The sequence below is a fragment of the Neolewinella litorea genome, assembly GCF_004803465.1.
Taxonomy (GTDB): domain Bacteria; phylum Bacteroidota; class Bacteroidia; order Chitinophagales; family Saprospiraceae; genus Neolewinella; species Neolewinella litorea.
On sequence record NZ_SRSF01000006.1, the window covers coordinates 150,508 to 170,253 of the forward strand.

The window sequence follows — 19,746 nt, forward strand, 5'->3', positions numbered from 1 at the left end:
CGCCGCCGCCCCTTCCCGCGATTCAGGCTTTGAGCCGGCTGATTAGTACGTCCTTAGACCATCGCTTCTATCCTTCCCTGCAAAACCCTTGATCCTGCCGTTGCGCCACACCTACCAGATGGACAGGAGCAAGCCAACGCCCGCGGAAATGAGTACAGCGCCATTGCTGGTAACATCACCCGCCTGCTTTGCAAGGATCAGAAAGCTTACTTCCCCCGGGGTTCCAGTACCGCATCGTTCCCGGTATACCGTAGCCAGTCGAAGGCGGCCGTGTTGTTGGATGAGCGTCCCGAGGCGGTGGCGTACATCCCGATGACGGTGCCAACGAAGCCACCCGCAACTTCCGTGCTGAGGTACTTTCCGTCCACGCCGCCGATCAACTCTTTGTAGGATCCGTCTGCCTGAGCGTATGAAAAGGCGTACTCCGCACCGTCGAAACTTATGCGCAACCGTAAAGGGCCAGGATCAACGGTGGCACTGGCCAGTTCCTCCATTCCGTTTTCGCCGGCTCTGAGCAACTGTACCACGGGCTGGCCGTCGGCGACGGACTTCGCCAGCAGGTAGTGGTGGCTTTCGTTCTGGAAGGCCAGCAGGCCGGCCTTTTCCTCCGGCGAGGCCGGATCAAATTCCAGGGCGGTGGAAATTGATCCCCGGTGGTGCTGCTGCCGGTGCCCGATGAAGCTGGGTACCTTCATTTCGCCGGCCGTCTCGGGTCGGGCCTTGAGGGTGAGCTTTCCGGCGGACAGCGAATACCACTTCTCCGCCGGGGTGCGCATGAAGAGGTAGTGGAGGGCCAGCTCATCCTCGTCGAAATCGTCCTGAAAAGTGAAGTTCCCATTCAGGGGAAAGAGACTGGTATCGATGCGGCTGTTCATCGGGGTGGGGTAGCGGTACTGCACTTCCTCGTAATCGGGGTTGATAACGGGCCAGCCGTCGTCGGACCACTCCACGGGGGCCAGGAAGGTTTCCCGGCCGATATTGAAGTAGTTGCCTTCGTAGGGCCGGCAGGCTAGAAAGACGGCCCACCAGCTGCTGTCGGGCATCTGGACCATGTCAGCGTGCCCGGCGGTGGTTACGGGGTTTGGGCGCGCCGGATCCAGCGTCCGCTGGGTGAGGATGGGGTTCTCCGACCAGGGTTCGTATGGCCCGCGCACATCGGTGCTCCGGAAGATCACTTCGGAGTGATTGTACCCCGTCCCGCCCTCGGCGCACATCAGGTAGTAGTAGTCGTCGATGCGGTAAATGTGTGGGGCCTCGATCCAGACGGGCTCCTTACTCAGATCTACGCCCCCGTTTACCAACAGGGTCTGGGGTCCCTCCACTTTCAGGCTTTCGCGGTCCAGGGCGTACATCCGGATGGTGCGATGTCCGCTGTAGAGCGGCTTGTCGCCGGGTGGGATGGAGTTGTAGACCACATAGGTGGAATCGCCATCGAAGAAGAGCGAAGGGTCGATACCGCTTACCTCGGGGAGGTAAACCGGGTCGGACCAGGGGCCGGCCGGGTCGGTGGCCGTCACGATGAAGTTGCCACCGCGGTCGATGCGGGTACAGATCACGTAGAACAAGCCGTCGTGGTAACTGATCCCTGGCGCGAACAGGCCCCGCGTGATCGGCTCCCCGTCGGTATCCATCTGCTCGCGGCGGTGCATGGCATTGCCGACCTGCGTCCAGTTGACCAGGTCGCTGCTTTCGAAGATCGGCAGGCCCGGGAAATAGCTGAAGGTAGATTGCGTGAGGTAGTACTTGTCGCCGGCCCGCGTGATGGCGGGGTCGGGGTAAAAGCCGGCCAGAATCGGATTCTGGTAGGTGTGGACCTCGTTACCTTCCACCGGTGTGGAATCCGGGGTCGAGGTATTCTGGCACGTCGCCAGTAGGAGACCGAGCAGCAAGCCGTAAAATAAGCGCATCATCGAGTAGAATTATGGTTTGGAACAACCGGAATTATAGCCTCGCGCGTCGCATACAGTAGGCGCCAGTCCGAACACGGATGAATGTAAGCATAAAGAGAGGCAGGGGGCAAGGGAACAAATGTATTTTATACACTTATATTTGGCAAGCGTCCGTGCTTATCCGCTGGCCGATCGCGTCCACGACGATTGGGCGTCAGCGTACCACTCGCAGCCCTCGTGGCATATACCGGAGCATCCTAAGTATATCACCTATGCAAGTTTTCCGCTTACTTCTCCTGGTCTTGGTCACTCCGCTGCTGCTGGCGGCCCAACCGGGCTCCGGCCGCCCCGCCGAGACGCTCAAGGCGGCGTACGCGGGTGCCTTCCGGATCGGCACGGCCGTCAACCCCGACATCACTTCCGGCCGGGATACGGCCACGAGCCGCATCGTACGGGAGCAGTTTAACGCCATCACGGTGGAAAACGTCATGAAGGCGGCCCTCATCAATCCTGAGCCGGGGGTCTACGATTGGGCCCCGGCCGATGAATTCATTGCCTTCGGCAAGGCCCAGGATATGTTCCTGGTCGGCCACACCCTGATCTGGCACAACCAGACCCCCGCCTGGTTTTTTACCAATGCAGCGGGGGAGCCCAACAGTCCGGCGGAGCAGGCGGAGCGGCTGCGGTCCCACATCGCGGCCGTGGCCGGGCGCTACGCCGGGCAGGTGGACGCCTGGGACGTGGTCAATGAAGTGATCGCCGACGACGGCTCCTACCGCCCAACCACCTGGGTGGAGGGGATCGGCCAAGGGGATACGCTGGTGAAGCTGGCTTTCCGCTACGCCGAGCAGTACGCTCCCGGCACCGAGCTGTACTACAACGACTTCAACGCCTGGCGACCCGCCAAACGCGACGGGATCATGCGCATGGTGCGCATGCTGCAGGAGGCGGGAATCCGCATCGACGGCGTCGGCATCCAGGGTCACTGGGGCCTCAATTACCCCAAAAACGAATACATCGAGGCCGCCATCGACTCCTTCGCCTCCCTGGGCGTAAAGGTGATGATTACGGAGCTGGACGTGGACGTGCTTCCCTTGACCCGCGAAGGACAGATCATCGGCACCGGCATGATGCATCCGCAATTTCAGTTGGAAGAATTCAAGGAGTACCTGGACCCCTACGCCTCGGGATTGCCCGACAGCGTCCAGCAACGGCTCACCGACCGCTATCGGGAGCTCTTCGAAATCTTTTACCGCAAACGCGACAAGATCGACCGCGTCACCTTCTGGGGGGTACACGACGGGATGTCGTGGAAAAACGACTACCCCATCCCCAACCGCACGAATTACGTGCTGCCCTTCAACCGGGACCTGACCCCGAAACCTGCGCTGGAGGCTATCCTGTCCGTCCCGCACTAAGAGCAGTACTGCCATTTTGCCGCCGGCCGTGAAGCCGGGGCCAACACCCTATCTTACCCACATCATGCAAGAGGAAATGAGCGAAGAGAAAAAACTGCGCAGTCAGGAATGGTTCGGCGGCAACGACAAGATGGGCTTCGTGCACCGGTCCTGGATGCGCAACCAGGGGTACCCGGACGACTACTTCCGGGGCAAGCCGGTCATCGGCATCTGCAACACCTGGTCGGAGCTCACCCCCTGCAACGGCCACCTGCGCGAGGTGGCCGAGCGGGTGAAGCGGGGCGTCATCGAGGCCGGCGGCTTCCCGCTGGAGTTTCCGGTGATGTCGCTCGGCGAGACCATCATGCGGCCCACCACCATGCTCTTCCGCAACCTGGCGAGTATGGACACCGAGGAGTCGATCCGCGCCAACCCCCTCGACGGGGTGGTGCTGCTCACCGGCTGCGACAAGACCACCCCTTCCACCATCATGGGAGCCTGCAGCGTCGACCTGCCCACGATCGTCGTGCCCGGTGGCCCCATGCTCAACGGCCGCTTCCGTGGCGAGACCATCGGCTCCGGTTCCTTCAACTGGCTCATCAAGGAAAAGCAGACCAACGAAGCCTTCGACGCCGACGACCTGCGGGAAGCCGAGATCTGCGCCGCGCGCAGCATCGGCCACTGCAACACCATGGGTACGGCCTCCACCATGGCGGTGATGAGTGAAGCCCTCGGCCTCACCCTGCCGGGCATCGCCTCTCTGCCGGCGGTCGACTCCCGCAAGCAGGTCATGCAGCAGCTTTCCGGCCGCCGCATCGTAGACATGGTGAAGGAGGACCTTAAGATGTCCAAAATCCTCACCCGCCAGGCCTTCGAGAACGCGATCGTGACCAACGCCGCCGTCGGCGGCTCCACCAACCTCATCATCCATTTGACGGCCATCGCCCGCCGTATCGGCGTAGACCTGGAGCTGGCCGACTTCGACCGGCTGGGCAGCGGGGTGCCGCTGCTGGTCAACCTGATGCCCTCCGGGCGGTACCTGATGGAGGACTTCTGCTACGCTGGCGGACTGTCCGTCGTCATGAAGGAACTCGGCGACCTCCTCCACGGGGACGCTGTCACCGCCAACGGCCGGTCGATCGCCGACAACTACCAAAATGCGCAGTGCTACAACCGGGAGGTAATCGCCACCCGCGCCGCGCCGCTGCAGTCCAACGCCGGCATCGCCGTACTCCGCGGCAACCTCTGCGAGAACGGGGCGGTCATCAAACCCAGCGCCGCCACCCCCGCCCTGATGCAGCACACCGGCCGGGCGGTGGTCTTCGAGAGCATGGAAGAATACCACGCCCGCATCGACGATCCGGAACTCGACATCGACCCCAGCTGCGTGATCGTCCTGAAAGGAGTAGGGCCCCGCGGCTACCCCGGCATGCCCGAAGTAGGCAACGTCGACCTGCCCGAAAAGCTGATCCGTCAGGGCGTAAAGGATATGGTCCGCATCTCCGACGGGCGCATGAGTGGTACGGCCTACGGGACGGTCGTGCTGCACGTCTCCCCCGAATCATCGGTGGGCGGCACGCTGGCCGTCGTTCGCAACGGCGACCTGATTACCCTCGACGTACCGCGGCGGCTGCTCCGGCTGGAGATCTCCGACGAAGAACTCGCCCGGCGAAAGGCCGCCTGGCAGGCCCCCGAACCCCGGGCCACACGGGGCTACGTACGCCTCTATCTCGACCACGTGGAACAGGCGGAACTGGGGGCCGACTTGGATATCCTGACCGGCAAGTCCGGCTCGGCCGTAGACCGCGACCTACACTGATCCGGCCATGCTTACCGTACTTCTGCTGCTGCTGAGCGTCGCCGCCATCATCTTCCTCACCGCCCGCGCGGAGGTGCACCCCTTCGTGGCCCTCATGCTGGTGGCGCTGGGCTACGGCGTACTGGTGGGTATGCCCCTCGACCGCATCGTGGCTTCCGTCAACGAAGGCTTCGGTAACACCCTGGGCGGCATTGGCCTCATCATCATCCTGGGCGTCATCATCGGCACCTTCCTGGAGAACACCGGCGGAGCCTACGCCCTCGCCAACCGGGTATTGAAGATCGCCGGTCGCGAGCGCGTGCCCCTGGCGATGGGCCTGATCGGTTGGGTGGTGTCCATTCCGGTCTTCGCCGACAGCGGCTTCATGCTGTTGGCCCCCCTCAACCGCAGCCTGTCCAAAAAGGCGGGTCTGTCGCTCGCGGGTACGGCCATCGCCCTGGCCATGGGACTCATGGCCGCCCACACCATGGTTCCCCCGACGCCGGGCCCCATCGCCGCCGCTTACTACCTGGGGGCCGACCTGGGCCTGGTGCTGCTGCTTGGGATTCCGGTCAGTTTGGTGGCGCTCGGCGTCTGTCTGCTCTTTATCCGCCGCTTCGTGGCTACCACCTACATTGACCCCGCCCCGGAGGTCTCCGAGGAGGAGATCGCCGCCCGGATGACCACCGCACCCGGGGCCCTGCTCTCTTCGGTGCCGATCTTCGTACCGATCGTGCTGATCGTGATCCGCTCGGTACTGGTCTCGGTCGCGGGCTACGACGCCGACGGCTACGGTGACTTGCCCTTCGGACCGCGACTGGTATTTTTTCTCGGCGAACCCTTTATCGCGCTCACCATCGGGTGCTTCCTGGCGCTGCTGCTGCCGCGCCGGCTGGAGAAGGAAATGTTCTCCACCTCCGGCTGGATCGGCAAGGCCCTCACCGGGGCGGCCTCCATTCTGCTCATCACGGGGGCGGGGGGCGTGTTCGGACAGATCCTGCGAAACTCGGGCATCGCCGATGTTCTCGGGGAGGCCCTCGCCGGCGTAAACCTCAACATCTGGCTGCCCTTCCTGCTGGCCGCCGCCATCAAGACCGCCCAGGGGTCCTCCACCGTGGCCCTCATCACCGCCGCCTCTATCATGGCGCCGATGATGACCGAATTGCAGTTCGAAACGCCCATCGACCGGGCCCTGGTGGTAGTCGCGATCGGGGCCGGCTCCGCGGTGGTGTCGCACGCCAACGACAGCTTTTTCTGGGTGGTGACGCGGCTTTCGGGCATGGACGTCAAAATGGGCTACCGCTTCATGTCGCTGGCCTCGCTCGTCCTCGGATTTTCGGCGGCCGTCACCCTGTTTTTCGTTTATCTCATCGCCGGGTAGCCCGTTGCCCACAGCAAATACCGACCATGAAACTCTACCATACCACCGAGGGCCCGTTGCTGGAGGCCGAGCGGCAATTCTTTCGCATCGCGGCCGATTGGGATGAATTCGTGAACGACGACAACCTGCTCCGGAAAGCGAGGGCCGTCGTAGAAGCGGGCGGCGGCGCGCAGGTGCCGGGCGAACCCACCCTGAAGGTGCCGGCCCAGCGGCAGGAGATCTGGGCCAGCGGGGTAACCTACTTCAACAGCAAGCTGGCCCGGCAGGAGGAATCCGCGAGGGCCGGCGGCGGGGACTTTTACGAGCGGGTCTACCACGCCGATCGTCCGGAACTATTCTGCAAAGCTACGCCGCAGCGGGCGGTGGCTTCCGGGGGGCAGGTCCGCATCCGAAAAGACTCCACCTGGGATGTGCCCGAGCCAGAGCTGACCCTCATGGTCACCTCCAACGGCAAGATCGTCGGCTACACCATCGGCAACGACATGAGCTCCCGCAGCATCGAGGGAGAAAACCCGCTGTACCTGCCCCAGGCCAAGACCTACGACGGCTGCGCCGGCCTCGGCCCCTGCCTGCTGATCGCCGAGACGCCGCCCGCGCCGGAAACGGAGATCGTGCTGACCGTCCACCGCGACGGCCACGAAGTCTTCGGGGGGCGGACCACCCTCGGCAGCATGAAGCGTAAACTGCAAGATTTGGTAGATTACCTCTTTCGGGAATGCAGCTTCCCCCACGGTTGCCTGCTGATGACCGGGACGGGCATCGTGCCGGGACCCGAATTCACCCTGGCGAGCGGCGATGAGATACGCATCACCATTCCCCCCATCGGAACACTGATCAATTACGTAAAATGACACTAACGGGCACCAATTATATCGCCGGCGAATCTTCCGCGGAGGGCAGCCAGACCTTCACCGCCGTCAATCCGGCCACGGGAAAAGAACTGGACACCCGCTTCCACGCCGCCACCGAGCAGGAAGTCGACCGCGCAGCTCAGGCCGCCGAGGCGGCCTTCGAAAGCTACCGCAACTCCACCCCCGACCAACGCCACCGCTACCTGACGGCCATCGCCGAAGAGATCATGGCCCTGGGCGACGCGCTCATTGAGCGTTGCTGCGCGGAGTCCGGACTGCCGGCCGGCCGGATCACCGGGGAGCGCGGCCGCACCGTAAATCAACTGAAGCTGTTCGCCGAAGTAGCCAGGGAAGGCTCCTGGGTGGACGCCCGCATCGACCGCGCCCAGCCGGACCGCGAACCCGTTCCCAAACCGGACGTACGCTCGATGCTGCGCCCCCTGGGGCCGGTGGCCGTATTCGGCGCCAGCAATTTTCCATTGGCCTTCTCCGTAGCCGGAGGAGATACCGCCTCGGCCCTGGCCACAGGCTGCCCGGTGGTGGCCAAGGCGCACCCCAGTCACCCTGGCACCTGCGAATTGATCACCCGGGCGATTCACCGGGCTACGGAGCGCTGCGGCCTGGCGGCGGGGGTGTTTTCCCTCGTTCAGGGGCACACCCACGAGAGCGGCGGCCGGCTGGTTGGTCATCCCGCCATCAAGGCCGTTGGCTTTACCGGTTCATACGGCGGCGGCAAGGCCCTTTTCGACGCCGCCAACCGTCGGGCGGAACCCATTCCGGTGTACGCCGAGATGGGCAGTTCGAATCCCGTATTTATCCTGCCCGGCGCGCTCCGGGAGCGGGGCGAGGAGATCGCGCGGGGGCTTACCCAATCCGTCACCCTCGGGGTAGGACAATTCTGCACTACGCCCGGACTCGTATTCCTGGAAGCCGGTGCCGCCGTGGCCCCCTTCCGGGAAGCGGTGGCCGAAAACTTCCGCGGGGTTGACGCCGCGGTCATGCTGAGCGAAAGCATCCGGGCCGCCTATGAGGGGGGCGTCCGGGACCTTTCCGCCGCCAACGGAGTGGAAAAACTGGCCGAAGGAAAATCCGCAAATACCGGCTACACCGGCACGGCCCGGGTCTTTACTACCACCGCCGACCGCTACCTGGCGGATCCCGAACTGCAGGAGGAGGTGTTCGGGCCCTCGACCGTCCTGGTAACCGGGGATCGCAGGGATGAGCTGCTGAAGAGCGCCCGCGCCCTGCACGGTCATTTGACGGCTACGCTCTTCGGTACCGAGGAAGACCTGGCCGAATACCAGGATCTGGTAGCGATCCTCGAGGGCAAGGTCGGACGGCTCATCGTCAACAACTTCCCCACGGGCGTGGAGGTGTGTCATTCCATGGTGCACGGCGGACCGTTCCCCGCCACCACGGCCGCCGCCACCACTTCGGTGGGTACCCGGGCCATCCTGCGGTTCGCGCGGCCGGTCTGCTACCAAAACTTTCCGTCCTTCCTGCTGCCCCCGGCCTTGCGTGACGACAATCCCCTCGGGCTGCGCCGTATGATCGACGGCTCCTGGGGAACGCACTAAAACTATCTGGTTGTTATGCCAACCCAAATCCTTACGCTGTGTCTCCGGGGCGGACTGCTGCTCGGATGGTTGCTGACCACCCTGTTGGTTTCCGCACAGGATAATCCCCTGGCGCGCATCATCGAGGAGCAACGCGACAGCTTCGCACCCTGGGTAGACGACCCAGCCCGGTACGAAGTGCAGGTGCTGTATACCCAAATCGATCGCTCACCGGACGGCTCGGTCGCGCTGACCACCCACCGTTGGGGCGTCGACGATACCGAATACTTTTACCCGGCCAGCACGGTCAAATTGCCGGTGGCCGTCCTGGCCCTGCAGCGGCTCAATGAACTGGGGGTGCTGGGGATGGATGCCTATACCCCGCTGTTTCACGGTACGGGTACGGTACTCGCGTCCGCGCCGCAAACCCCCGTCAGCCGGGATACGAGCAGCCTCGACGGGCTGCCCAGCGTAGCCCATTACGTGCGCAAGATCTTCCTGGCGAGCGACAACGACGCCTACAACCGCCTGTTCGAATGGCTCGGGCCGACCTACATCAATGCGGCCCTGCGGGAAGTGGGGATCACGGGTGGGCGTATTCTGCACCGGGTGGGGGTGGACGGGTTTACCCCGGAAAATCACGCCTACCTCAACCCGGTGCGCTTCGCCGCAGGCTACGAGACCCTTTACCAGATCGGGGAGCGACACGACCCCTTTTACGATCCCTTAAGCACGCTCTGCGGCCAGCTGCGGGGGGTGGGCTACCTGGAGGGCGACAGCCTGGTGAACGCGCCCTTTGACTTCCGCCGCAAGAACTACCTGTCGCTGCAGAACCTTCACGACATCCTGCTGCAGGTAGTGGTGCCCGAGGCCGTTAACGATACCTTCCGCCTCACTCCGGCCGACTACGAGCTGCTGCGTACGGCCATGGCCCAACGGCCGCGGGAAAGTATCTCGCCGCGCTACACGAAGCCCGACAACTACGTCAAGTTCTGGATCTACGGCGACCAGCCTGAGTCTACCCGCATCCCCGACAAAGTGCGCATTCTCAACAAGGTGGGCTGGGCGTACGGCTATCTGACCGACGCGGCTTACATCACCGACGGGGAGGTGGAATTCATGCTGGTGGGTACGATCCACACCAACGCCAACCGCATCTACAACGACGGGGTGTACGAATACGAGGAAGTGGGCATGCCCTTCTTCGGCCGTCTGGGGCGGGCTATACTGGCGTATGAACGACGCCGCCCCCGTTAGTGACGAGGGTGCCGACCGGCTCGCCGAACATGATCTTGCGGAGGTTGGCCGGCTCGTTGATGTCGAAAACGATGATGGGCAGGTTGTTCTCGGCGCAGAGGGCGAAGGCGGCCTGGTCCATCACGCGCAGGTTTTTGTTCAGTACCTCGCGGAAGGAGATGCGGTCGTACTTCGTGGCCGAGGGGTCCTTTTCGGGGTCGGCGGAGTAGATGCCGTCGACGCGGGTGCCCTTCAGGATGACGTCGGCGTCGATCTCGTTGGCCCGCAGGGCCGCGGCGCTGTCGGTGGTGAAGTAGGGGTTGCCGGTGCCGGCGCTGAAGATCACGACCCGCCCCTTCTCCAGGTGGCGGATGGCCCGCCGGCGGATGTAGGGTTCGGCGATCTGCTGCATCTCGATGGCCGAGATCAGGCGGGTGTACACCCCGTGGGTTTCCATCATGCTTTGCAGGGCCATGCCGTTGATCACGGTGGCCAGCATGCCCATATAGTCGCCCTGGGTACGTTCGATACCGGATTCGGCCGCGGAGAGTCCGCGGAAGATGTTTCCGCCGCCGATGACCACCGCCACTTCCACGCCGATGTCGATCAGTTCCTTGATCTGCTTGGTGTAGTACTCCAGCATATTGGGGTCGATGCCGTACTGCTGGTCGCCCATGAGGGTTTCCCCGGACAGTTTGAGCATGATGCGGCGGTATTTCAGGGCCATATTCATATGGGTTTTGCTACGCTGCGGCCTGCGGCGGTGCGCAAAGGTAATTAATCGACGGTTCCCCGGGCCGCCAACCGCGGGCGACCAGACGGGTGGGCGCACCCGAAAAATGTGTCCGGCTAGAGCTTGCGTTCCAACTGCGGCACCAGCGCGTCCTTCCATTCGCGGAAGCTCCCGTCGAGGATCCGCTGCCGGGCCTCGCGGACCAGCGAGAGGTAGAAGGCCAGGTTGTGCAGGGTGGCCAATTGGCCGGCCAGGAGTTCTCCGCAGCGGAGCAGGTGGCAGAGGTAGGCCTTGCTGTGTACCTGCGAGGTGGGCGCCGCCTCGGGGTGGTCGTCGATGGGAGAGTGATCGTTCTTCCAGCGGGCGTTGCGGATGTTGATGATGCCGTGCCGGGTATAGAGCATACCATGGCGGGCGTTGCGGCTGGGCAGCACGCAGTCGAACATGTCGACCCCGCGGCTGATGCACTCCAGGATATTGGCCGGGGTACCGACGCCCATGAGGTAGCGGGGCTTGTCTTCGGGCAGGATATCGCAGCACAGTTGGGTGATGCGGTACATATCCGGAATGGGTTCACCGACGGAGAGTCCGCCGATGGCGTTACCGGGCTGGTCCTGGCCGGCGATAAATTCGCACGACTGTCGCCGCAGGTCGTCGTAGCTGCCCCCCTGCACGATGGGGAAGAGGGCCTGGGAATGACCGTACCGTGGTTCGCTGTCGCGCATATAGGCCACGCAGCGTTCGAGCCAGCGGTGGGTAAGGTGCATGCTGTTCTCGGCGTACTGGCGGGTGCTGGGGTAGGGGGGGCACTCGTCGAAGGCCATGACGATGTCGGCCCCGATGGAACGCTGGATGGCCAGGCTGCTTTCTGGGCTGAAGAGGTGCTTGCTGCCGTCGATGTGGCTGGCGAAGGTGGCGCCCTCCTCGGTGATCTTGCGCCGGTGGGCCAGGCTAAACACCTGGTAGCCGCCGCTGTCGGTGAGGATGGGCCCGTCCCACTGCATGAAGCGATGGAGGCCACCGGCGGCCTCGAGCACTTCGGTGCCGGGCCGCAGGTACAGGTGGTAGGTATTGCCGAGGATGATCTGGGCGCGGACGTCCTCCCGCAGTTCCCGCTGGTGGACGCCCTTGACGGTGCCCAGGGTGCCTACGGGCATGAAGATGGGGGTCTGGATGGTCCCGTGATCGGTGGTGACCTGGCCGGCCCGGGCGCTGGTGGTGGGGTCGGTGTGCTCGAGGGTGAACTGCATCGGCGCGAAGGTAAGTCGCAGGGTGGCTTCGGTCGTTCGGTGCTGAATGGTCCGACCGATTAATCGTTGGACCACTTAAGTCGTCCAACGCCCAGTAGTCGGACCATTGGCCGTCCGACCACTAAGTCGTCCGACCACTTACCTTCGCGCCATGAAATTTCTCATCGTCGGCCTCGGTAACCCCGGGCCCAAGTACGAAGACACCCGCCATAACGTCGGCTTTCGCGTCGTGGAGCAACTCAGCGACGACTGGGCACCCGGCACCCACGGCGACCTGGCGCGCATCACCCACCGCGGGAAGCAAATCGTGGTGCTCAAGCCTAGTACCTACATGAACCTCAGCGGCAAGGCCGTGCGCTACTGGCTGCAGGCTGAGAAGATTCCGAAGGAGAACCTGCTCGTGGTGATGGACGACCTCCACCTCGATTTCGGCCGCCTGCGGCTGCGCGGCAAGGGCAGCGACGCGGGGCACAATGGTCTGAAGAGTATCGACCAGCTCACCGGCGGCAACAACTACGCCCGCCTGCGCGTCGGCATCGGCAACGACTTCCACCCCGGGCAACAGGCCGACTACGTGCTGAGCGATTGGACAGCCGACGAGCGGATCGATCTGCCCAAACTGCTCAAGGACGCCAGCGAGGCCTGCCTCAGCTTCTGCGCCCACGGCCTGGCCAATACCATGAGCGCCTACAACCGATAAACCGATTTGGGGAAACCGTGTTAGGCCGGTACACTATTATACCCCGCCTGCTTGAACCCACAAGTCACCATCGTCGGGGCCGGCTTCGCCGGCCTCTCCGCCGCCGCCCACCTCGGGAGCCGCGGGTACCGCGTCCGCATCCTGGAAAAGAACGCCGGCCTCGGCGGCCGCGCCCGCCAGTTCAACGAGCAAGGGTTCACCTTCGACATGGGGCCGAGCTGGTACTGGATGCCCGAGATATTTGAGCAGTTCTTCCAAAATTTCGGGCACTCGGCGGCCGACTACTACGAGCTCGTCCGCCTCGACCCCAGCTACGAGGTAGTTTTCGGAGTAGAGGACCGGGTCGAAGTACCCGCCACCACCGCTGAACTGTTTGCCCTCTTCGAGCGGCTCGAGCCGGGCAGCTCGGCCAACCTGCGGAAGTTCCTCGACGAGGCCGAGTACAAGTACCGCGTAGGCATCAACGAGTTCGTGCAGAAGCCCGGCCACAGCATCCTCGACTTCGCCGACCGGCGGGTCTTCCAGTCGGTTTTCCGGCTGCAGATGCTCACCGATATGGCCACCTACGTCCGCAGGCTGTTCAAACACCCCCAGCTCATCCAGCTGCTGGAATTCCCCGTACTCTTCCTGGGCGCCACCCCCGCCAATACCCCGGCGCTGTACAGCCTGATGAACTACGCCGACCTGGAGCTGGGCACCTGGTACCCGCTGGGCGGTATGCACAAGATCATCGAGGGCATGACCGCCGTGGCCCGTGAGCAGGGAGCCGAGATCCTGACCAGCCAGCCGGTGGCCAGTGTGCAGACTACGCACGGGGAAGTCCAATCCGTGACCACGGCCGACGGCACGGTGTATCCCACCGATATCCTGCTGTGCGCCGCCGACTACCACCACTTCGAACAGGAGGTACTCGACCCCGCCGATCGCGTCTACTCGGAAGATTATTGGCGCAACCGCACCATGGCCCCCTCCAGCCTGCTGTTCTACGTGGGCCTCGACCGCAAGGTGCCGGGCCTCCACCACCATACGCTGTTCTTCGACGCCGATTTCAACCGCCACGCCCACGACATCTACGAGGAGCCCCGCTGGCCGGAAGATCCACTCTTTTACGTCTGCGCCCCCTCGGTCACCGATCCTGGGGTAGCCCCCCCGGGTTGTGAGAATATGTTCTTTCTGCTCCCGCTGGCCCCCGACCTCGACGACAACCCCGAACGGCGGGAACACTACTGGAGCCTGATGTGCGATCGGCTGAGCCAGCGCATCGGCTTCGACATCCGCCCCCACGTGTTCTACCGCCGTGGCTACGCCCACCGGGAATTTCGGGAAGACTACAACGCCTACCGCGGTAACGCCTACGGGCTGGCCAACACCCTGCGGCAGACCGCTTTCCTGAAACCCAAGCTGAGAAGCCGTAAATTGAAGAACCTTTGGTACGCAGGCCAGTTAACGACCCCCGGCCCCGGCATGCCCCCCAGCATCATTTCCGGCGAAGTAGCCGCCCGTGACATCTTCAGTGCCCAACCCGCTCATGCTTAGCCTTTACCATCAAGTCTGCCGGGAGTGCGCCTCCCTCGTCACCCGCCGCTACAGCACGAGCTTCAGCATGGGCATTCGGGTATTCGACAAGCCGCTGCGTGCCCCCATCTACGGCATTTACGGCTTCGTGCGTTTCGCCGACGAGATCGTGGACACCTTCCACCACAAGGACAAACAGGAACTCTTCCGCCGGTTCCGCGAAGACACTTACCACGCCCTGGAACACGGCATCAGCCTCAACCCCATTCTGCAGGCCTTCCAGGAGGTGGCCCATCGCTACGGCATCGGCCGCGACCTGATCGATCCCTTCCTGGATAGTATGGAAATGGACCTCGACAATACCCGCTACAACCCGTCCTTATATAAGGAGTACATTTTCGGCTCGGCCGAGGTGGTGGGACTGATGTGTCTGCGGGTCTTCGTCGACGGCAATGAGGAGGAGTACGAGCGCCTCAAGGCCCCCGCCTGCTCGCTGGGTGCCGCCTTTCAGAAGATCAATTTCCTGCGCGACATCCGCTCCGATTACCACGAGCGCGGGCGGGTCTACTTTCCTGGCGTAGACTACGAGAGGTTCGACAACGACGTCAAGGCCAGTATCGAAGCCGACATCAAGGCGGACTTCGACCACGCCTACACGGGCATCCTCCAGTTGCCGCCCAGCGCCCGCTTCGGCGTTTACCTGGCCTACGTGTACTACACCAAGCTCTTCCAGAAGATCCGCAACTCCCCCGCCCGCGAGGTGACCGAGCAACGCATCCGCGTGGCCGACCATCGCAAAGTGTACCTTCTGGCCAGTTCCGCCGTTAAGCACCGCTTTAACCTGCTCTGACCGGGGGGCGGCGGCGCGCGGGTGCCTACTCCGCCACGGTGACGACCACCTTGCCGGTCGTTTCTCCGCCCTGGAATTTGCGGATCGCGTCCGGTAACTGCCGGAAAGGGAAAGTATGGCCTACCCTGGGTTTGCCGATGTCGAGCTTGTCCAGCTCCGCCAGCGTACGGTGCATGAGCTCAGCCCGCTCGTAGAGCCAGATCAGGTTGAAGCCCATGACGGACTTGTTGTTTTCGGGCAACTTCTGCGGATCAATTTTCGGCCGAGTGAGGAACTGCCAGAGGAGGCGGGGGTAATTCGGTCGGTTACCCACCGAGCCGTAGCGCGCCGAGCCGTAGACAACGTGCCGGCCCATGGGAGCCAGCGTCTCGAACCCCACGGAGAAGATCTTACCCCCGATGCATTCCATGATGAGGTTCAGCTCCCGGCCGCCGAGGGCCCGGTTGAGATCCCGGCGAAAAGTGCGCTTATTCCGGACGATCCAGTCGTGGTAGCCTTCTTCCCGCAGGTAGCCGATTTTCTTGTCGCTGCCGATCGTCCCAATGGTGTAGGCATCAAATTGCCGGGCAATGCGTCCGGCGAAGGTGCCTACACCCCCGGCCGCGGAATGAATCAGGACCGTCTGCCCGGACTGAATGTTCCCCAGGTGTACCAGACCATAATAGGCCGTCAGGGCCTGTACCAGATAGGAAGCCCCTTCTTCCAGTGTCCAGCCATCGGGCAGCGGGAGCACGTAGCGGTGGTCGATATTCAGCCGGGAGGTGTAGGCCCCGAAGCGGGTAACGCCCATGACCCGGTCGCCGACGGACACGTTCTGTACGCCTACTCCCGTCGCCTCTACCACACCAGCATATTCCAGGCCGGGGGTGAAGACGCCATCCGGAGTGGCGCCATACAGCCCCCAGATGGCGAAGATGTCGGCGAAGTTCAGTCCGATCGTCCGCACCGCCACCGTCACCTCCCCGGGGGCGGGGGGCGGAAGCTCCTCTTGTACGAGGTTAAGGTTACTCAGCGCTCCGGCTTTCAGTCGGTAGGATTGGCTTTGCATAGCGGTCGTGGGAATGGAAGATACGCGGGATCACGGACAAACATCCGGGCGGCGGAGCGCGGGTACCTAGTCCGTCGGCCAGGCAAAGTCTTCGTGGTTCATCCGGAAAAAGCGAGCCGCGTTGTTGAAGAGTATGTCGCGCTTCTGGTCCGCGGACAGGTAACGAGCGTTCTCGATCACGCCAATGGAGGTTTCGATCATCCGCGGCCAGTAAATGAAGTCGGTGCCGTACATGATCCGCTTGCCAAAGCCCGCCTGGACGAGCCGCCGGATCACGTAGTGGACCTCGTCGAGGGGGTAGCTCCAGATGAAGCCGGATACGTCCAGGTATACGTAGGCGTGGGCACCCATGAGGGCGATCAGCTCGTCGACCAGGGGGTAGCCGGCGTGCATGACCCAGATCTTCATTTTGGGGTGGCGGGCCAGCAGGTCCTCCAGTAATAGGGGGTTACCCAGGGAAGCACGGTAAGCCGGTTGCCCGATGTTGGCCTGACCGTTGCCTCCCGTGCCCATATGGATGCCCACCGGAATATTCAACTCCTCGGCGACGGAGAAGTAGGGCGTAAAGACCGTATCGCTGGGCGACATCCCCCGGTACTGGGGGGCTACCTCCGCTACGACCCGGTAAAATCCGCTGCTGAGCGAATCCCGGAAGTCCGCCACCGGCATATCGGTATTGATACCAATACCCGGCAGGATGAGGCCCGGCGGGGCGGCGGCTGCCCATTCGTGAAGGACGCCGGGATCACCGAAGGCAACCATCGTCATGTTCAGGTCCCGGATGCGGGCGAGGATCGCCTCCCGCAGTTCGTCGTCGCTGGCGGCGGCGGGCAGGGGATCCGCGCAGTCGGAGTTGAAGATGGGGGGCGCAGGATCACGCGGGTCACCGCCGGGCATGTCGCTGAGGAACCAGGGGCACAGCGGTGTGGTAAAGGCGGGGTTGACCCGGAGGGTGTGGACGTGGATATCGATGATCGGCGGACGCCCGGTGGCGGCATCCCCCTGTTGGGAGAAGACAGCGGAGGATCCGGCGATCAAGAGGAAGGCCAGTAAGGAGCGTAGTAACATGCGATAGCGGTGTAGCGCGTAATAAAGTGGAAAGTACGTCACGGATCGGCAAGCGGTATACCCCGGCCCCGGGCGAGAGAACCATTTGCCGTCGCCCGCGTCTATACCATGACCAAACCGCCGCTTGATTGATCCCTTTGGATTCCCCCGCCCGGGGCAGCACCCTTCCTCTCCGCACCCCCTTTGAAAAGTACCTGGCGGCCTTTCTCCTGTTCGCCTTTGCCTCGGGTGCCCTGGCCCATACCCTGCCTGCGGTCTTGCCGGTCACGCGGTATACTACGGATGGACTGCTCCTGGTCATCAACGGACTACTCCTGTACAGTATCTACCGGCGTAACGAAGATCCCGGACTGTGGGTCTGGCTGGTGGGAGCGTACTGCTTCACCTTCGCCGCGGAGGCGGTGGGGGTGGCTACCGGGGCCATCTTCGGATCCTACGCTTACGGACCTACAATGTGGTGGCAGTGGCTGGGGGTGCCCTTCGTCATCGCGCTGAACTGGTGCGCCCTGACACTGGCCACCAACGAACTCGCGGAACGCTTGGTGGGGCCACGACCCTGGTGGGTCGCGGCATTGGCTAGCGTCCTGATCGCCCTGTACGACGTGGCCATCGAGCCCGTGGCCATCGCCCTGGATTACTGGCAGTGGGCGGGTGGGACGATCCCCCTGCGCAATTACCTGATGTGGGCGGTGGTGGCCTTCCTGATCTCCCTGCCCCTGCAGCTGCTCCGCATCCGGTACCGCAGTCCGTTGCTACTGGTGTACCTGTTTGCCCAGCTATTCTTCTTCCTCGTATTAAACATTGCCCTGTGAACGACTATGACCTTGCGGTAGTGGGTGGGGGGCTGGCCGGGTTGAGCCTGTTGTATCACTTTGAGCGGGCGGGCCGGCTCCACGGCAAGCGGGTACTGCTGGTCGATCCGGAACGGAAAACGGCCCACGACCGCACCTGGTCGTTCTGGGAACGGGGGGAGGGCCCCTTCGAAGATATTGTATACCACCGGTGGAACCGCGTTGCACTGCTCAATGCCACTTCCCATTGCACCTGCGATCTGCGCCCCTATACCTACAAGCTGATTCGCAGCACCGAATTCTACGCCAAGGTCAACGCCGTGGTGGACGGGATCGCCGGACTGACGCACCTGAGTGCACGCGCAACGGAGCTGCAGAACACGCCGCAAGGGGCAAGCTTCGTGGCCGACGGAAAGACCTACACCGCCCAGCGCGTATACAGCAGCCTGCCGCGCCCGCTGGACTACCGGCAAGTCAAGGAGCCTTACCTCGACCAGCACTTCCGGGGGTGGTTCGTGGAGACGGATACCGAGGTATTCGATCCCGCACTGGCCACTTTCATGGACTTCCGGACGCCACAAGCCGGCGAGACACGCTTCTTTTACGTGCTGCCCTTTACCCCCCGGCGGGCCGTCGTGGAACTGGCCATCTTTGGTAACCACCACCTGCTGACCGAAGAGTATGATGCTCTGCTACGCGACTACATAGCGACCCGGTGGACGCGCGACGGCTACCGGATCACCCATACGGAGAGCGGCAATATCCCCATGACCACCTACCCCTTTCCGCAGCAGGACGGTAATCTTATATATATAGGACTCGGTGGCGGCGCGGCGCGGCCTTCCACGGGTTATACTTTTTACGGGTTGCAACGACAGCTGGCCCAAATGGCGGAGGATTTCCCCGCACCGGCGGTGACGGCACCCTGGACGCGGCGTCACCTCACTTACGACGCTACCCTGTTACGGATTCTGCAGCGGAACGAATTGCCGGGCGACAAGGTATTCGTTGACCTCTTCCGGCGCAACCCCCCGGCCCGGGTGCTGGCCTTTCTGAACGGGGAGAGCAGCTTGCTGGATGAGTTGCGCCTCATGGCTACCGTGCCGGTGGGGCCATTCGCCCGTAATTTTCTGCGGGAAGTCCTGTAGGACCGCGCCAACGGAAAAAAAGTCGGAAAAAAGGAGAGGTGGTTCAACCCTCCTTGTCTCTGTGCGTTTACAATCCTGCGCCCCAACACTGGTAACTTCTTACCGAATTGGCGCGCCCCCCCTTTCCAGGCAGGTTTCGCTGAAAAGCGTATGCGGCAACGGCCGCAGCGCATTGAAACTTTCGCCTCGAGCGGAATTGAAAATTAATCTGCGATAAGGTTGCAGGGGTGAAGCGAGTCGTTGTACTTTTGCGCCCCCGCAGACGAGCGGTGCCCGATTCACCGGGGTCCCTGAGGGGGCTGAGGTGGGTCCATCCGGTTTTCCTTTACCCCCGGGGGTGGCTGCGGCCGCCGCGCTGGGGGGAGCGGTACCGGGTGACGGTTGCGACTGGATCTTTCGGAAAAGAAACCTTCCGGAATGTTTGCAGGAGCGCGGGCGGTGCACTTACCTTTGCGGCCCCGGCGGATGCGCTGGGGTGGAGAGGAACGCGGCCGGAAAGAAAGTTGCAGAAACTTTGGCTTCGGATTTGCGGGAA

At 63.1% G+C, this 19,746-nt stretch carries 16 protein-coding genes; 11 read left to right on the forward strand and 5 right to left on the reverse strand.

The genetic code is table 11. The features are described 5' to 3' along the window. Nucleotides 1–206: 206 nt before the first annotated feature. Entirely contained in the window at nucleotides 207–1,910 is a 1,704-nt protein-coding gene (locus tag E4021_RS13805) for a glycoside hydrolase family 43 protein (RefSeq protein WP_211097024.1), read from the reverse strand. Between the two features lie 251 nt (nucleotides 1,911–2,161). Between E4021_RS13805 and E4021_RS13810 the strand changes: the two genes are divergently transcribed. From E4021_RS13810 to E4021_RS13835, 6 genes are all read left to right on the forward strand, one after another. Beyond that, on the forward strand, nucleotides 2,162–3,307 hold the full coding sequence (locus E4021_RS13810; RefSeq protein ID WP_136459955.1) for an endo-1,4-beta-xylanase: 1,146 nt from the start codon (nucleotides 2,162–2,164) through the stop codon (nucleotides 3,305–3,307). A 64-nt stretch (nucleotides 3,308–3,371) separates the two neighbouring features. After that, complete coding sequence (locus tag E4021_RS13815; protein WP_211097025.1) at nucleotides 3,372–5,105, forward strand: IlvD/Edd family dehydratase; 1,734 nt, start codon at nucleotides 3,372–3,374, stop codon at nucleotides 5,103–5,105. Between the two features lie 7 nt (nucleotides 5,106–5,112). Beyond that, nucleotides 5,113–6,465 carry a GntP family permease gene (locus tag E4021_RS13820; protein ID WP_136459956.1) on the forward strand — a complete coding sequence of 451 codons (1,353 nt, stop codon included), beginning with the start codon at nucleotides 5,113–5,115 and terminating at the stop codon, nucleotides 6,463–6,465. 26 nt (nucleotides 6,466–6,491) lie between these two features. Beyond that, the gene (locus tag E4021_RS13825) at nucleotides 6,492–7,316 is read left to right on the forward strand and encodes a fumarylacetoacetate hydrolase family protein (protein ID WP_136459957.1); all 825 of its coding nucleotides are present in this window, start codon (nucleotides 6,492–6,494) and stop codon (nucleotides 7,314–7,316) included. Then, a complete protein-coding gene (locus E4021_RS13830; RefSeq protein WP_136459958.1) occupies nucleotides 7,313–8,893 on the forward strand; it encodes an aldehyde dehydrogenase (NADP(+)) in 1,581 nt (526 codons plus the stop codon). Before E4021_RS13825 ends, E4021_RS13830 begins: the two co-directional genes overlap by 4 nt. A 15-nt stretch (nucleotides 8,894–8,908) precedes the next feature. Continuing rightward, entirely contained in the window at nucleotides 8,909–10,129 is a 1,221-nt protein-coding gene (locus E4021_RS13835; protein ID WP_136459959.1) for a serine hydrolase, read from the forward strand. On the opposite strand, the gene pyrH is transcribed toward E4021_RS13835, so the two are convergent. Continuing rightward, on the reverse strand, nucleotides 10,095–10,835 hold the full coding sequence (gene pyrH, locus E4021_RS13840; RefSeq protein WP_136459960.1) for a UMP kinase: 741 nt from the start codon (nucleotides 10,833–10,835) through the stop codon (nucleotides 10,095–10,097). The two genes, E4021_RS13835 and pyrH, sit on opposite strands and share 35 nt — an antisense overlap. Nucleotides 10,836–10,957: 122 nt before the next feature. Next, complete coding sequence (tgt, locus tag E4021_RS13845) at nucleotides 10,958–12,091, reverse strand: tRNA guanosine(34) transglycosylase Tgt (RefSeq protein ID WP_136459961.1); 1,134 nt, start codon at nucleotides 12,089–12,091, stop codon at nucleotides 10,958–10,960. Between the two features lie 151 nt (nucleotides 12,092–12,242). On the opposite strand from tgt, the gene pth reads away from it, so the two are divergent. From pth to E4021_RS13860, 3 genes are read left to right on the forward strand one after another with little or no spacing between them, the layout of a single operon-like run. Continuing rightward, nucleotides 12,243–12,791, forward strand: coding sequence for an aminoacyl-tRNA hydrolase (pth, locus tag E4021_RS13850; RefSeq protein WP_136459962.1), 549 nt, complete (start codon nucleotides 12,243–12,245; stop codon nucleotides 12,789–12,791). A gap of 51 nt (nucleotides 12,792–12,842) precedes the next feature. Beyond that, nucleotides 12,843–14,327 carry a phytoene desaturase family protein gene (locus E4021_RS13855; RefSeq protein ID WP_136459963.1) on the forward strand — a complete coding sequence of 495 codons (1,485 nt, stop codon included), beginning with the start codon at nucleotides 12,843–12,845 and terminating at the stop codon, nucleotides 14,325–14,327. Continuing rightward, the gene (locus E4021_RS13860) at nucleotides 14,320–15,156 is read left to right on the forward strand and encodes a phytoene/squalene synthase family protein (RefSeq protein ID WP_136459964.1); all 837 of its coding nucleotides are present in this window, start codon (nucleotides 14,320–14,322) and stop codon (nucleotides 15,154–15,156) included. The genes E4021_RS13855 and E4021_RS13860 overlap by 8 nt, the downstream gene beginning before the upstream one ends. Before the next feature lie 25 nt (nucleotides 15,157–15,181). On the opposite strand, the gene E4021_RS13865 is transcribed toward E4021_RS13860, so the two are convergent. Together E4021_RS13865 and E4021_RS13870 are read right to left on the reverse strand one after the other, a co-directional pair. Then, nucleotides 15,182–16,204: an alcohol dehydrogenase catalytic domain-containing protein gene (locus tag E4021_RS13865; protein WP_136459965.1), complete on the reverse strand. Its 1,023-nt coding sequence runs from the start codon at nucleotides 16,202–16,204 to the stop codon at nucleotides 15,182–15,184. Nucleotides 16,205–16,270: 66 nt separating this feature from the next. Next, nucleotides 16,271–17,272 carry an amidohydrolase family protein gene (locus tag E4021_RS13870; protein ID WP_136459966.1) on the reverse strand — a complete coding sequence of 334 codons (1,002 nt, stop codon included), beginning with the start codon at nucleotides 17,270–17,272 and terminating at the stop codon, nucleotides 16,271–16,273. Between the two features lie 128 nt (nucleotides 17,273–17,400). Between E4021_RS13870 and E4021_RS13875 the strand changes: the two genes are divergently transcribed. Then, complete coding sequence (locus E4021_RS13875) at nucleotides 17,401–18,084, forward strand: carotenoid biosynthesis protein (RefSeq protein ID WP_246050306.1); 684 nt, start codon at nucleotides 17,401–17,403, stop codon at nucleotides 18,082–18,084. After that, entirely contained in the window at nucleotides 18,081–19,211 is a 1,131-nt protein-coding gene (locus E4021_RS13880) for a lycopene cyclase family protein (RefSeq protein WP_168797608.1), read from the forward strand. The genes E4021_RS13875 and E4021_RS13880 overlap by 4 nt, the downstream gene beginning before the upstream one ends. The last annotated feature ends 535 nt before the right edge of the window (nucleotides 19,212–19,746 follow it).